At 44.0% G+C, this 14284-nt stretch carries 13 protein-coding genes; 12 read left to right on the top strand and 1 reads right to left on the bottom strand.

Features of this window, described 5'->3' with window-relative positions; translation table 11 throughout:
* The first annotated feature begins 36 nt into the window (after positions 1-36).
* From KHB02_RS17220 to lacD, 8 genes are all read left to right on the top strand, one after another.
* The gene (locus KHB02_RS17220) at positions 37-1287 is read left to right on the top strand and encodes an ABC transporter substrate-binding protein (protein ID WP_213143995.1); all 1251 of its coding nucleotides are present in this window, start codon (positions 37-39) and stop codon (positions 1285-1287) included.
* Positions 1288-1348: 61 nt separating this feature from the next.
* On the top strand, positions 1349-2296 hold the full coding sequence (locus KHB02_RS17215) for a carbohydrate ABC transporter permease (RefSeq protein WP_420848093.1): 948 nt from the start codon (positions 1349-1351) through the stop codon (positions 2294-2296).
* 89 nt (positions 2297-2385) lie between these two features.
* Positions 2386-3144: a carbohydrate ABC transporter permease gene (locus KHB02_RS17210; RefSeq protein ID WP_241113925.1), complete on the top strand. Its 759-nt coding sequence runs from the start codon at positions 2386-2388 to the stop codon at positions 3142-3144.
* A gap of 187 nt (positions 3145-3331) precedes the next feature.
* Positions 3332-4234: an ROK family protein gene (locus tag KHB02_RS17205; RefSeq protein WP_213143997.1), complete on the top strand. Its 903-nt coding sequence runs from the start codon at positions 3332-3334 to the stop codon at positions 4232-4234.
* 21 nt (positions 4235-4255) lie between these two features.
* Positions 4256-5425, top strand: coding sequence for an SIS domain-containing protein (locus KHB02_RS17200; protein ID WP_213143998.1), 1170 nt, complete (start codon positions 4256-4258; stop codon positions 5423-5425).
* Between the two features lie 41 nt (positions 5426-5466).
* Positions 5467-6645 (top strand): N-acetylglucosamine-6-phosphate deacetylase, encoded by a 1179-nt coding sequence (nagA, locus tag KHB02_RS17195; protein WP_213143999.1) that lies wholly within the window; start codon positions 5467-5469, stop codon positions 6643-6645.
* Positions 6642-7580 carry a tagatose-6-phosphate kinase gene (gene lacC / locus KHB02_RS17190; RefSeq protein ID WP_213144000.1) on the top strand — a complete coding sequence of 313 codons (939 nt, stop codon included), beginning with the start codon at positions 6642-6644 and terminating at the stop codon, positions 7578-7580. The genes nagA and lacC overlap by 4 nt, the downstream gene beginning before the upstream one ends.
* Positions 7581-7592: 12 nt before the next feature.
* On the top strand, positions 7593-8579 hold the full coding sequence (gene lacD / locus KHB02_RS17185) for a tagatose-bisphosphate aldolase (RefSeq protein ID WP_213144001.1): 987 nt from the start codon (positions 7593-7595) through the stop codon (positions 8577-8579).
* A 65-nt stretch (positions 8580-8644) separates the two neighbouring features.
* Here lacD and KHB02_RS17180 read toward each other — a convergent pair whose 3' ends face one another.
* Positions 8645-9511, bottom strand: coding sequence for a helix-turn-helix transcriptional regulator (locus tag KHB02_RS17180; RefSeq protein WP_213144002.1), 867 nt, complete (start codon positions 9509-9511; stop codon positions 8645-8647).
* A 170-nt stretch (positions 9512-9681) separates the two neighbouring features.
* Between KHB02_RS17180 and KHB02_RS17175 the strand changes: the two genes are divergently transcribed.
* From KHB02_RS17175 to gnpA, 4 genes are all read left to right on the top strand, one after another.
* Positions 9682-11016, top strand: coding sequence for a carbohydrate ABC transporter substrate-binding protein (locus KHB02_RS17175; protein ID WP_213144003.1), 1335 nt, complete (start codon positions 9682-9684; stop codon positions 11014-11016).
* Positions 11017-11093: 77 nt separating this feature from the next.
* A complete protein-coding gene (locus KHB02_RS17170) occupies positions 11094-11984 on the top strand; it encodes a carbohydrate ABC transporter permease (protein ID WP_213144004.1) in 891 nt (296 codons plus the stop codon).
* Between the two features lie 14 nt (positions 11985-11998).
* Positions 11999-12880, top strand: coding sequence for a carbohydrate ABC transporter permease (locus KHB02_RS17165; protein ID WP_241113920.1), 882 nt, complete (start codon positions 11999-12001; stop codon positions 12878-12880).
* Between the two features lie 17 nt (positions 12881-12897).
* Positions 12898-14284, top strand: a 1387-nt coding sequence (gene gnpA / locus KHB02_RS17160; protein WP_241113919.1) for a 1,3-beta-galactosyl-N-acetylhexosamine phosphorylase, incomplete at its 3' end; no start/stop codon positions are given.

Genomic DNA, 14284 nt, shown 5'->3' with positions numbered 1-14284 from the left:
AAACTACTAAACTATTTTTGAAAGAAGGGCAAAAGGATGAGAAAATGGCTAATCATGCTTCTAACTGTGGTTCTAGGATTATTGGGGCTTGCAGGCTGCAGTGATAGTGACAAAGCTTCTAGTGATGCGAAAGACGGGAAAGTCGAAATAACCTATGGCATTTGGGATAAAAAACAACTTCCAGCCATCGAAGATATTATTAAATTATTTAATGAAAAATATCCAAACATCAAGGTGAAAACGGAGATTACTCCTTACGGACAGTACTTCCAAAAGCTTGAAACAGCAGCAACGGGCGGCGCATTGCCTGATGTTCTGTGGATGAATGGAGCACACGTTACTCAATATGCAGAGGGAAAAGTAATCCTTCCATTAAGCGATATGGCAAAAAAAGATAACTATAGCTTGGATAATTATCCAAAATCATTAATCGACCTTTATACAGTTGACGGAAAAGTTTACGGAATTCCAAAAGACTACGATACGATCGGTTTTTGGTACAATAAAAAGATTTTTGACGATGCCGGTGTAGCGTATCCGGATGAAACCTGGGACTGGACTAAATTAAAGGAAACGGCAAAACAGCTGACAAATAAAGATAAAGGGGTTTGGGGCTTTGCTTCAACCATCGCTAACCAAGAAGGCTATTATAATTTCATTTGGCAAAATGGCGGCTATGTTATTTCTAAGGATGGCAAAAAAGCTGGATTTGATGATCCAAAAACAGTCGAAGCCCTTAAATTCTATACAAGTTTCATAAAAGAAGGTTTATCACCAACACAAGCACAAATGACAGAAACGGCAGCTTCTGAGCTTTTCTCTTCCGGAAAAGTAGCGATGATGCTTGATGGCCCTTGGATGGTACCGGAATATAAGAAGAACCCTGATTTAAATGTAACCGTTCTCCCAAAAGGGGAAACCCGCGCAACAGCGATTCATGGATTGTCCAATGTGATTGCGGCCAATACAAAGCATAAAGATGCGGCATGGAAGTTTGTCCAATTCCTGGGTTCTAAGGAAGCTGCAGAGATCTATGCGAAAACAGGAACCGTCATTCCAGCGTTTAACGGCACCCAGGATACTTGGGTGAAGTCTGTTCCAAGCCTTAATCTGCAAGCCTTCATTGATGCCAGTGAATACTCAGTGCCGCTGCCAAATGCAAAAAGCACAGGGGAGATTTGGCAATACGAGGTCGATATCCTGAAAAAGGCCTGGAGCCAAGAAGAAAGCATTGAAGATGCTGCAAAAGAATTAACGAAAAAAGCAAATGAGGCTTTATCCAAGTAGTTAAAAAAAGAAGAGGAGAATCGATTTCTTCTCTTCCATTTCCTTAAAGGGAGGGAATCGTGTGAAAGAAATTCCTCTACAAACCGAAGTCAAGCCAGCAAAAAAATTAAAGGCTGCGAACCTTGCAAGGACTAGAAAGCGTTCTGATTATTTTTGGGCCTATCTGATGATTGCCCCGACGATGCTGGGGTTGGCTATTTTTTACCTGTGGCCGATCATCCAAAACTTTTACTTTAGCTTCACCGAATGGGGTTCTTTTGGACAGTATGAGTGGACGGGGCTCGACAACTACAAGCGGATGCTTGAGGATGCCACGCTCCTGCAATCCTTTAAAAACACGAGCATCTATATAATCTTTACTGTCCCGATTGGAATCTTCCTATCTATTATTATAGCCGTTCTGTTAAACCAAAATATTAAGGGGAAATCGGTTTATCGGACGTTGTATTTTTTACCCGTGATTACCATGCCAGCTGCCATCGCTATGGTTTGGAAATGGCTGTATAACGCGGATTATGGGCTGCTCAACTATCTGTTATCATTAATTGGAATCAAAGGGCCGCAATGGGTCACCGACCCGCATATTGCCTTATATTCGGTCATTGCCGTCGCGATTTGGAGTGGGATTGGCTATAACATGGTTATCTTCCTTTCCGGATTACAAGGGATTCCGAAAATGTACTATGAAGCAGCCGAAATCGATGGCGCAGGCCCAATTACGGTATTCTTCAAAATTACCCTGCCGCTCCTGTCGCCGGTTATTTTCTTTGTGACCATCATGTCTCTCATCGGGGCGTTTCAGGTGTTTGATTTGATTTTCATGATGATTGGAAAAGGCAGTACGGCATTAGAAAGTACGCAGTCGATTGTGTATTTGTTCTACCAGCATGCCTTTGTATTAAATGATAAAGGGTATGCAGCCGCTATCGCTGTTCTATTATTGATTGTCATCCTAATTATTACCGCAATTCAAATGGTGTTACAGAAAAAGTGGGTTCATTATGATTAAAGGAAGTGGTACCATTGCAAAAAACAAAACAGCTTGTTACAAGTAAAACATTCCTTATCCATTTCATCCTGACTGTGGGAGCGGTGGCAATGGTATTGCCTTTCTTATGGATGATTCTCACCTCGCTAAAAACGTACCAAGAGTCCATTCAGGTACCTCCCGTTTTCATTCCTGAGGAGTTCCAATGGGGGAACTATAAAGAGGTGTTTGGGCTTCTGCCTTTTTTCAAATTTATGTATAATACGGTCATCATTACACTGCTTCGGACTGTCGGCCAGCTGTTTTTGTGTTCGCTTGCCGCCTATGCGTTTGCCCGGATTGAATTTCCCGGCAGAAATGTCCTGTTTTTGTTAGCGCTGACCGTGTTAATGGTACCTGGTCAAGTGTTTTTGCTGCCGCAATATATGATTATGGTAAAGTTGGGCTGGCTCAATACCCTGTCGGCTGTTGTTGTGCCGGGATTGTTTAGCGCTTTCGGAACCTTCCTGTTGCGCCAATTCTTTATGGGGCTGCCAAAGGAATTAGAGGAGGCTGCAAGACTTGATGGCTGCAACCACTTCCAAATCTATTGGAAAATCATGCTGCCGCTCGCAAAACCGGGATTAATTGCACTAGGGATTTTCACGACCCTTTGGAGCTGGAACGAATTGATGTGGCCAATGATTGTCAACAGTTCACCGGAATCGATGACGCTGTCAGTCGGCTTATCCTCCCTGCAAGGCCAATATTTAACCAATTATCCGATTCTTATGGCCGGCTCTTTCTTGGCCATCCTGCCAATGCTGATCCTGTTTATCTTCCTGCAACGGCAATTCATTGAAGGAATTGCCGTTACCGGTGGAAAATAAGGATTTACTCGTAACTGGTCCGGAAGTTTTTTGAAACTGTTGGGTTGACCCTACAAGTGAGCGTGTTATAATAAAATTATGAAAATAATCAACTCATAGCATTCTAGTCTATGAGTTTTTCTTTAATTAAACTTGTACCAACAACCCATCCTTACATAAATACATTTTTACAGTCGAGGTGCTCATTATGAAAAAAGCCATTGGCCTTGATATCGGCGGGACCAAGGTTGCCGCGGGAATCATCTCAGAAAACGGTGAATTGCTGAAGCGCGCCGAAGTGAAAAGTGATCCTTCAGATAGAGAGTACATGTTTACTAGAGTCGTTGAAGCGGTAGAACAGGTTCTGAACGATTCTTCTTTATCGATTACTGACATAGAAGGTATTGGTGTCGGCGTACCGGGCAAGGTAGACAGGGAAAACGGTATTGCTGTTTTTCAAAATAACCTGCCTTGGGCCCAGTTTCCTGTCTCTGACCGTCTTAGGGAACGATTTGGACTCGAGCGAATTGAAATTGACAATGATGTCTATACGGCCGCTTTTGCCGAGTGGAAGGCTGCCGGCGGCAACAAAAATGAAACGTTTGTTTATGTAACGATTAGCACGGGCATCTCCTGTGCAATCCTTCATCAAGGTTCCTTTTTCCGGGGGGCGGGTTTTGCCGGAGAGTTTGGATTAATTCCGATTTTATCAAAGGCAGCCGGTCCGAAATTGGACCGATTGGAAAAAGCGGCTGCCGGGCCTGCAATTGCAAAACTGGCTGAAACAGTGCTGGAGGAGACCCTATCAACTAAAGATGTTTTTGAGCGCTATCAAGCTGGAGTGCCTGAGTATCAGCCAATCATCGATGAAGTAACGGATTATTGGGCACAGGGCCTCTATTCGATTTCCTGTCTAATTGATCCGCATCAAATCGTGTTTGGCGGCAGCGTGATCGCCAATAATCCTTTTTTACTTGAAATCATAAAAGAAAAACTAAAATCCTATCAAATTCCTGAACAACAGCATGTGTTAAACCGGATGTCCGTCAGTACCATCAAGCAGGATAACGGCATCGTCGGCGCGGGCCTCAGAGTATTTGAAGAAATTTAATTTATATAAGGAGTGTCGAGAATGTTTACGTTAAGTTTGGAAAAATTAAAGCCGTTAGGTGCGGAAATTACCACAGCGGAAATTAAACAGCAGCCTGAATTATGGGCAGAAACGTTTACACTTTATAATGAGAAAATTGAAAAAATCCAAACGTTTTTGCAGAACATAAAAGAAAAGCATGGACGGGTTCGCGTCATTTTCACAGGGGCTGGAACTTCTGCCTATGTCGGCGACACAGTTACTCCATATTTAAAAGGAAAAGTCGATGAAAAACAGTGGGATGTGCAGAGTGTTCCAACGACAGCGATTGTGTCCAACCCTTATCAATTTTTGAAAGCCGATATCCCAACTTTGCTGGTTTCTTTTGCGAGAAGCGGCAACAGTCCGGAAAGTGTGGCGACCGTTGAGCTTGCACAGCAAATCGTAACAAATCTTTATCAAATCACGATTACCTGCTCAAAGGAAGGGCAACTGGCACAGCGGGCAGCGGGGGATGACGAGAATCTTCTATTATTGATGCCGGAGAAATCAAATGATCAGGGCTTTGCGATGACCGGAAGCTACACCTGTATGGCGTTAACGGCTCTGCTAATTTTTGATTCCTTGTCAGATGAAGAAAAAGGACAGATTGTCAAAACCATCCGCAGCATGGGTGAAAGTGTTATCTGCAGAGAAGCGGAAATAGAAAAAATGGTTGGAGTCGATTTTGAGCGGATTATATATCTTGGATCAGGCGGCTTTGAAGGCTTGGCGAGGGAAGCACAGTTGAAAATTCTTGAACTGACAGCCGGAAAAATTGCTACCGCTTTTGATTCATCGCTTGGATTCCGTCACGGTCCGAAGTCATTTGTGAATGATAAAGCTGTCATATTCACGTTTGTTTCCAACCAGCCGTATACCCGCCGGTACGATTTGGATATGTTAAATGAATTGAAGCAGGACCAGGTTGCCAGCCTCATTTGTGCGATTAGCGTCGACGGGGACAGCAATTATTCGGGTGACAGCTTCTTATTTGACCGTGAAGCGGGCACTGTACCGGATGCTTACCTTTCACTGCCATTTGTGATGGTTGGGCAGACTATCGCTCTGCTTTCTTCCATAAAAGTAGGGAATACACCGGATACGCCATCACCGAGCGGAACCGTTAATCGAGTGGTTAAGGGAGTAACCATTCACGAGTACAAAAATTAAGAAGGATGTCATCCGCATCCATTATTCATAGAGGTGCAGGTATGGAGCTATTTATTTATGCAGATCAGTTTTTTCTTGAGGATGGGGTGGCAGGACCTGGTTATCTGGAAATTAAAGAGGGCAAATTTTCCTATTACCATCATCAACTGCCGAATCCGTCTGCGACAGTCATCGATTATTCCGGCTATTGGATCGCTCCGGGTTTGGTTGACACGCATATTCATGGCTTCCAAAACCACGATGTCATGGACAATGACCCAGAGGGGTTAAAGGCAATTTCCGAGGGGCTGCTCTCGTGTGGTGTCACATCGTTTTTACCAACCACGCTAACTTCTTCCACGGAGTCATTGAACGATGTAGTGACGATGATAGGCGAACATTATTCTAGCGTTCCAGGAGCGAAAATCCGAGGAATCTTTTTAGAAGGTCCATTTTTCACAGAAAAACATAAAGGTGCCCAAAACACTAAATATTTCTGTGACCCATCAGTGGAAATGCTGGAAACCTGGCAAACGAAATCAAATCGTTTCATCAGAAAAATTGCCCTTGCTCCAGAACGGAACGGGGCACTGGAATTTATCGAACATGCCGTGAAGGAACAGGTGACGGTGGCGTTAGCCCATAGTGATGCCACTTACGAAGAGGCAAAACAGGCGGTTGAAAAGGGTGCATCGATCTTTGTTCATACCTTCAACGGGATGAGCGGACTGCATCATCGTGAGCCTGGGATGGCAGGTGCAGCGATGAGTCTACCAAATGTGTTTGCGGAAATTATTTGTGATGGTCACCATGTCCATCCAGCAGCCGCCCATATTTTAATGAATGCCCGGGGCAGGAAGGAAACGGTTCTGGTTACTGATTGTATGATGGCGGGCGGCATGCCAGATGGCCGTTATCAGCTTGGTGAATTTCCAGTTGTAGTGAAGGACGGGGCTGCCCGTTTGGAGAGCGGAAGCCTAGCGGGCAGTATTTTGCAATTAATCTATGGAGTGAAAAATGTGGTGGATTGGGGAATTGCCACCCCAGAGGAAGCCATCTACATGGCAAGCACGGCACCCGCGAAAAGCATTCAGCTGGACGCGGATTGTGGCAAGATCGCCAGCGGCCTTGCTGCCGATTTTATTGTGCTGACACCGGACCTGGAGCTTGTGGCTACGTATCTTGACGGTGTTTGCCGGTACAAGTCCGAAAACTTCACGCAGAAAGAGGGAGTTCGATGATTTTAACGGTCACGATGAACCCGTCCGTGGATATTTCTTACCCGATTCCTGAATTTAAGCTTGATGATGTAAACCGGGTCGCTGCCGTTAGAAAAACGGCAGGCGGCAAGGGTTTAAACGTCGCCCGTGTCATCAAGCAGCTGGGCGAGAACGTTCTTGCGACCGGCGTCCTGGGCGGAACGATTGGCGACTACATCATTCAGGAATTGACGAAAGCCGAGATTGAAAACAATTTTTTAAAAATAAACCAAGAATCAAGAAATTGCATTGCCATTCTTCATGACGGCAAGCAGACGGAAATTTTGGAATCGGGACCGACCTTGACTGCGGAAGATGGTTCTGCCTTTCTAGCAAAATACGAAACTCTTCTGTCTAATGTTTCTTTGGTAACCATCTCGGGAAGTTTACCGAAAGGTCTGGCTTCTAGCTTTTACCGGAGTATGGTAGAAAAAGGCCGGGACAAGGGGATTCCTGTCATTGTTGATACATCAGGGGAGTCGCTGCGGCAAGTTCTGTTACATAACGTAAAACCATTTGCCATTAAGCCCAATATCACGGAGCTAACGCAGCTGCTCGGCAGGGAAGTGGAACAAAGCATTAGCAGCCTGTCGCAGGCGTTAGAAGACGACATGTTTCAGGGGATCGAGTGGATTGTCGTATCCATGGGAGGGGCTGGGGCCTTTGTTAAGCACGGTTCAGATTTTTACCGGGTTACCATCCCTCCGATTGATGTGGTGAATCCAGTCGGTTCCGGTGATGCAACGGTAGCTGGGCTTGCTGTCGCGTTGAAACACAAGCAGCCCGCCCCGGTTGTGCTGAAAACGGCGATGACCACGGGAATGTTAAATACCATGGAAGCAGCCACTGGCCATATTAATACTGCTTATTTCAGTCGATTTTTCGAATTGGTTAATGTAGAAAAAATAGATTACTAGAGGTGATTGACCATGTTAAAGCTAACAAAAAATAAACAAGATGCCCTTAAACGTTTGTCAGATGAAAATGGGATCATTGGTGCATTAGCGATTGACCAGCGTGGTTCCTTGAAGAAAATGATTGCCTCCGGGAGCAAAAGTCCTGTCGGCGATGAAGGCATCGTCCGCTTTAAGGAATTAGTTTCGCAAGAGCTGACTCCCTTTGCAACTTCCATTCTATTAGACCCGGAATATGGCCTCCCTGCCGCTAAAGTCCGTCATCCAGAAGCGGGCTTATTAGTGGCCTATGAAAAAACAGGCTACGATGCCACCGCTGTGGGCCGCTTGCCTGATTTATTGGCGGACTGGTCAGTACGGCGCCTGAAGGAAGCTGGAGCCGATGCAGTAAAATTCCTGCTGTATTACGATGTGGATGAAGATGAAAAAATTAATGAATACAAGCATGTGTATATGGAACGTGTAGGCTCTGAGTGTGCCGCAGAGGATATTCCGTTTTTCCTTGAGATTGTCACTTATGATGCCAAAATTGATGATGTAAAAAGCCTAGAGTACGCGAAAGTGAAGCCGCATAAGGTGATTGAGGCGATGAGGGAATTCTCCAAGCCGCAGTACCAGGTGGACGTATTGAAGGTAGAAGTGCCTGTTGATATGAACTTTGTGGAAGGGTACTCGGACGAGGAAGTCGCTTATTCGAAGGAAGAGGCAGCCGGCTATTTCAAGGAGCAAAGCGAAGCAACGGACCTTCCGTTTATCTTCCTAAGCGCCGGTGTAAGTGCCCAATTGTTCCAGGAAACATTGAAATTTGCCAAGGAATCCGGCTCCACCTTTAACGGTGTCTTATGTGGCCGTGCCACCTGGAAGAACGGCGTTGCTCCATTTGCTGAACAAGGTGAAGAATCAGGTCGTGCCTGGCTCCAAGAATCAGGCCGAAAAAACATTCAAGAACTAAACGCTGTCTTGAAAGAAACAGCTAGACCATGGTTTGAGAAAATTTCATAATGATGGATTCTAAAGCGCATGGGGACGGTTCTTTTGCTTGAGCAATAGAACCGTCCCCATGTTTTTCACTTTTTGCTTTTTGATTTTTTTCCTTTGTTTTTCATTGCGTTTTTGGCATTACGGTATTGTGTGGGTGATTGGTTAGTTACCCGCTTAAAGGATTGGGCAAAGAAGGACTGGGATGAAAAGCCGGTAATGGTTGCAATGTCGGAAATTGGGTAGTTGGTCGTTTCCAGCAAAATTTTACTTTCCCTGATGCGGGTTTGAATCAGATATTCAATGGGAGAGACTCCGACCGATTTCTTAAAGGAATGGGCAAGGTAGTATTTATTCATATGGCCGACTTCTGCCAGCGTATCGAGATTAATGTCCTCACGAAAATACAGTTTTATGTAGTTCTTAATGAACGCGACATCTTTACTGATTTTCTTCGAAGAAGTTTTCTCCAAGTGGAATACTTTTTTTCTCATCATTCGGAGCAATATCATTTCCACGATGTTCTGAATGATTAACTCATAATCTTCCTTCTGTTTTTCCACTTCCTCCATTAATTGCTGAAGAAAGAAAAGATAGATTTCCTGGTCTTGTTTGAAATTGAGAAAGGTCACCTGGGCCCCTGGGTCATCGGGTGAAGAGAAAGCGAGCCCTAAAATTCCCAATGCGATGTATTCAAGCGGGTGTTCAGGATAGGATTTTTCCGTGTGCTCGACATTAGGATTAATGACAATCACATCATGCTCTTTTACAGGAATTTCCTCTTGAGAGAAAACAAACGTCCCTTTCCCCTTGGTAATATACAAAAGCTCTGTAAAATGGTGGGTATGGTTGGTGCTGTGCCAATCCTTGTCATATTTTGCTTTTGTTACATAGAGAAGTTTTACCGGGAGACGGCCGCGCATCGACTGAGGAATTTCATATACTTCATTGGACAAATTAATCTCTCCTTCTTGCTGGAGCCTATTACCTAATAGTATAAATTTTTTAGTGAATTATTACAATGAAAAGCAAGATATCTAAAAAAGAGAACAAGATGTTTATTGTGGAAGCGCTTTTTATTTTTATATACTTTTCCTATAAATAGTAAAAAAGGAGGATGAGCAAGATGAAAAAGAAAGTTCTGTTGGCTGGTATGTCAGCTTTGTTATCTTTTAGTTTAATAGCCTGCCAAAGTAATAGCGCTAGCAATACTGAGAACGGTAAGGATTCGAAGAAACAAACACTTCAAGTGGCTGCACTGGAGTCCGCTTATGGGAAAGACATGTGGACAAAGGTGATTGAGGCTTACGAAGAAGCCAATCCAAAGGTAGATGTCAAATTAACAGCAGATAAAAACCTCGAAGAAGTGATCAGTCCGAACATGAAAGCGGGAAACTATCCAGATGTAGTCCTGCTTGCAACGGGAAGAAAACTAGCACTTACTGAAACGTTGATCAAAGATAAGGCATTAGAAGATATTACCGATGTCTTTAATAAGAACGTTTATGGTGAGGATGTCAAAGTAAAGGATAAGCTGGTGCCAGGCTTTACTGATACGCTTGCTACGAATCCTTATAACGATGGCAAAACCTATATGGCGCCGATGTTTTATAGCCCAACAGGATTGTTCTATAATGCCGCTTTATTGAAAGAAAAAGGCTGGGAAGTACCAAAGACCTGGGATGAAATGTGGGCGCTTGGGGATAAAGCGAAAGCGGAAGGAATCTCTTTGTTCACTTACCCTACTACAGGCTACTTTGATGCCTTCTTCTATTCGCTGCTATTAGAAGCAGGGGGATCTGATTTTTACAATAAAGCGATGACCTATAAAGACGGCATTTGGGAATCGAAAGAAGCAACGAAGGCATTTGACATTGTTGGCAAGCTGGCCAAATATACAGAGCCAACCACCGTTGCCAATGCAAATGACAAAGACTATACGAAAAACCAACAATTAATACTTGATAACAAAGCACTTTTCATGCCAAATGGTACATGGGTTGTTGGTGAAATGAAAGATGCTCCAAGAGCGGATGGCTTCGAATGGGGAATGACGGCACTTCCGGCTATGAAAGACAGCGGCGACCGTTATGCTTTCACGTTCTTTGAACAAATGTGGATTCCTGCTCAAGCGAAGAATAAAGATGCAGCAAAGGATTTCTTAACATTTGTGTATTCTGATAAAGCCGCTGCTATTTTTGCAGAAGCTGACGCGATTCAGCCGATTGAAGGAATTTCCAAGAATTTAAGCGGCGACAATCAACTTTTCTACAGCATTTATGATAATGGAGCTAAGGCTGGGATGGGCGGATTTGCTGCAACAGAAGCCGTAGAGGGTGTCAGCATGGCAGATACACTATTCAGAACAATCGACAGTATTGTTTCCGGCGATAAGACGGTAAAAGAGTGGCAGGATGCTGTTGAAAAAGCAAGTGATAAATTGCGTGCGGCATTAAAGTAAAAGAGTTTCATAGAGTTTCACTAAATAACGGTGAGCAGCCTTTCTCACCGTTATCTTTATTAATAGAGGTGATTGCCATGAGCAAGACATTAGAAAAAAGGATATTTATCTTTGTTTGTACCGTGCCGGCACTCATTATGTTAGCCATTTTTATGATTGTGCCTACGGTTGAGGTATTCAGGATGTCCTTATATAAGTGGGGCGGATTTTCCAACAATAAGGTATTTGTCGGCCTGGATAACTTCAAAATTCTTTGGGAAGATCTTAACTTCATCCGCTCTCTTCAAAATAGTATCGTCTTGATTGTTTTTGTCACACTCATCACGATGGTCCTGGCGATCTTGTTTGCAACGCTATTAACAAGAGAAAAGATGAAGGGAAACGGCTTCTTTCGAATTATTTTCTATATCCCTAACATTCTATCAATCGTGGTCATCGCAGGGATTTTCTCGGCTGTTTATGACCCCACAACAGGCTTGCTAAATAATCTGCTTGCCTTGTTCAATCTCGATCATCTGCAAAAAATGTGGCTCGGCGATCAAAAGATTGCCATCTATAGCATCGGTGGGGCGCTCATATGGCAGGCAATTGGGTATTACATGGTCATGTATATGGCCAGTATTGCGAATATCCCAGAGAGCTTTTATGAAGCTTCCGCATTAGAAGGAGCAGGACGAATCAGGCAATTCTTCAGCATTACCCTGCCGCTTATTTGGAATAACATTCGGACTACATTAACCTTCTTTATTATCAGTACGATTAATTTAAGCTTTCTTCTCGTACAGGCGATGACCGGCGGCGGGCCAGATGGGGCGACGGAAGTATTTTTAAGCTATATGTATAAACAAGCTTATACCAACTCTTCCTATGGCTACGGTATGGCGATTGGAGTGGTCATCTTCTTATTCTCATTCGCACTATCAGCCATCATCAGCCGTATCACTAATCGGGACGTGCTTGAGTATTAGGGGGTCCATAATTCATGAAAAAACAAACAGGAATGAATGCTGAAAAAGTTTATCGCCTATTTATTTATGTAGCACTGATTACATTAGCGGTTTCTATTATTGTCCCGGTTGCCTGGGTGTTCCTGGCTTCGGTGAAGCAAAACAAAGAATTTTACGGAAGCCCGTGGGCGTTGCCGAATGGATTATATTTGCAAAACTTTATCGATGCTTTCCAAAAAGCAAACATGGGCACATACATGATGAACTCCGTGATGGTTACCGCCTTGGCACTGCTGATCTTGTTAGTTGTGGCCTTGCCTGCCGCCTATGTGCTGGCGAGATACACGTTTAGAGGCAGCAAGTTGATGAATTCTTTATTTAAAGCGGGCCTATTTATCAATGTAAACTATATTGTTGTTCCAATTTTCTTGATGTTATTGGATGGAGATACTTTTTTGCGGGAACAGTTTGGCGGCGGATTGCTGCTGGACAATCTTTTTGTTCTATCCGTAGTCTATGCTGCAACTGCCTTGCCGTTTACTGTGTATCTATTGTCCAGTTATTTTCAAACCTTGCCGTCTACGTATGAGGAAGCGGCGCTGGTTGATGGTGCCGGTTATTTTAAAACGATGATTAGAATCATGATTCCAATGGCCCGGCCAAGTATTGTGGCAGTGATTTTATTTAATTTCCTGGCTTTTTGGAATGAATATATTATTGCCTTGACCTTGATTCCGGGTCCAAACAAGACGCTGCCTGTCGGTCTGATGAACCTGATGGCGGCGCAGAAATCGGCTGCAAATTATGGTCAAATGTATGCGGGAATGGTGCTCGTCATGCTGCCAACCTTAATTTTATATATCATTGTCCAAAAGAAATTAACACAAGGGATGACCCTTGGCGGATTGAAGGACTAGGGTGAGGAGGATTTACAATGAATAAGACTAGAGGGCGCGTTACCCTGCCAAGTGAGGAAAATTTTCTAAACGAAACAAAAGAATTGATGGAGCGATGGGGAGCGGATGCCATTCGCGATAGTGACGGAACGAAATTGGATGACGAAATTAAACAGTTAGATGCAAAAATTTACACGACCTATTTTGTGGCCCGGGGACATAATGAGTTCGCCAAGAAGCATATGGAAGAATGCCAGCAGCTATACTTGATGAGCATGTTCAACACTGCAGTATCAGAAACACTGGAAATTGATATTCTGAAGGGCTATTTTACGGAACAAGTTAAGCCAGATTACATCCATGATCCAAAGAAATACTGGGAGGTCATCGATCGGACGAGCGGAGAAGTAGTGGATACAGACAATTGGGAAGTAAATGAAGAGACCAATTGTGTCATGGTGAAGAAGCCGATACCTTGGCACGAGTATACGGTATCCTTCTTGGTATACGCGATTTGGGATCCGACTCATATGTACAATCATATCACCAATAATTGGGGAGACAAGCCGCACGACATCCCGTTTGATGTCAGGGGGCCGCATTCCAATGAATATATGAGAAACTTTTTAACACAATGGCTGAAGGATAATCCAGATACGGATGTTGTCCGATTCACCACGTTTTTCTATCATTTTACACTTGTGTTCAACAATCTCGGCAAAGAGAAATTTGTGGATTGGTTTGGATATGGGGCAAGTGTTTCTGTCGCTGCATTAGATGCCTTTGAAAAAGAAAAAGGCTACCGGTTACGGCCGGAGGACATTGTGGATCAAGGCTATTACAATACCTCATTCCGCGTTCCAACTCCAGCCTTTTTGGATTATATGGATTTTGTCCAAAAGTTTGTCGCCGAGGAAGCGAAACAGCTGGTCGATCTTGTCCATGAGAGCGGAAAGGAAGCCATGATGTTCCTTGGCGACAACTGGATTGGCACCGAGCCGTATGGCAAATATTTTGAAAGGATTGGCTTAGATGCGGTTGTCGGCAGTGTCGGCGGCGGCGCGACGCTTCGCATGATAGCGGACATTCCGCATGTCCGCTATACCGAAGGCCGTTTCTTGCCATATTTTTTCCCGGATACATTTTATGAAGGGAACAACCCGGTGCTTGAAGCCAATGAAAACTGGTTGACGGCACGGCGGGCGATTTTGCGGAACCCTGTGGACCGCATCGGCTATGGCGGTTACTTGAGTTTAGCTTATAAATTCCCGGAATTTGTGACCTATATTGAAAAGGTAACCGATGAATTCCGTGAAATTTATGACACGATTAAAGGGGTGAAACCTTACAGCGGTTTGAAGGTCGCCATCCTGAATTCGTGGGGCAAACTGAGAACCTGGCAGACCCATATGGTGGCGCATGCCT

The sequence above is a fragment of the Neobacillus citreus genome (genome assembly GCF_018343545.2).
Lineage (GTDB): Bacteria > Bacillota > Bacilli > Bacillales > Cytobacillaceae > Neobacillus > Neobacillus citreus.
This window is presented reverse-complemented; position numbering and strand designations above follow the sequence as displayed.

Coding starts and splice junctions, on each gene's coding strand:
- lacC (WP_213144000.1), top strand. CDS start 6,642: ATGATTTTAACGGTCACGATGAACCCGTCCGTGGATATTTCTTACCCG.
- lacD (WP_213144001.1), top strand. CDS start 7,593: ATGTTAAAGCTAACAAAAAATAAACAAGATGCCCTTAAACGTTTGTCA.
- KHB02_RS17210 (WP_241113925.1), top strand. CDS start 2,386: ATGGTATTGCCTTTCTTATGGATGATTCTCACCTCGCTAAAAACGTAC.
- KHB02_RS17200 (WP_213143998.1), top strand. CDS start 4,256: ATGTTTACGTTAAGTTTGGAAAAATTAAAGCCGTTAGGTGCGGAAATT.
- KHB02_RS17205 (WP_213143997.1), top strand. CDS start 3,332: ATGAAAAAAGCCATTGGCCTTGATATCGGCGGGACCAAGGTTGCCGCG.
- KHB02_RS17220 (WP_213143995.1), top strand. CDS start 37: ATGAGAAAATGGCTAATCATGCTTCTAACTGTGGTTCTAGGATTATTG.
- KHB02_RS17175 (WP_213144003.1), top strand. CDS start 9,682: ATGAAAAAGAAAGTTCTGTTGGCTGGTATGTCAGCTTTGTTATCTTTT.
- nagA (WP_213143999.1), top strand. CDS start 5,467: ATGGAGCTATTTATTTATGCAGATCAGTTTTTTCTTGAGGATGGGGTG.
- KHB02_RS17165 (WP_241113920.1), top strand. CDS start 11,999: ATGAAAAAACAAACAGGAATGAATGCTGAAAAAGTTTATCGCCTATTT.
- KHB02_RS17170 (WP_213144004.1), top strand. CDS start 11,094: ATGAGCAAGACATTAGAAAAAAGGATATTTATCTTTGTTTGTACCGTG.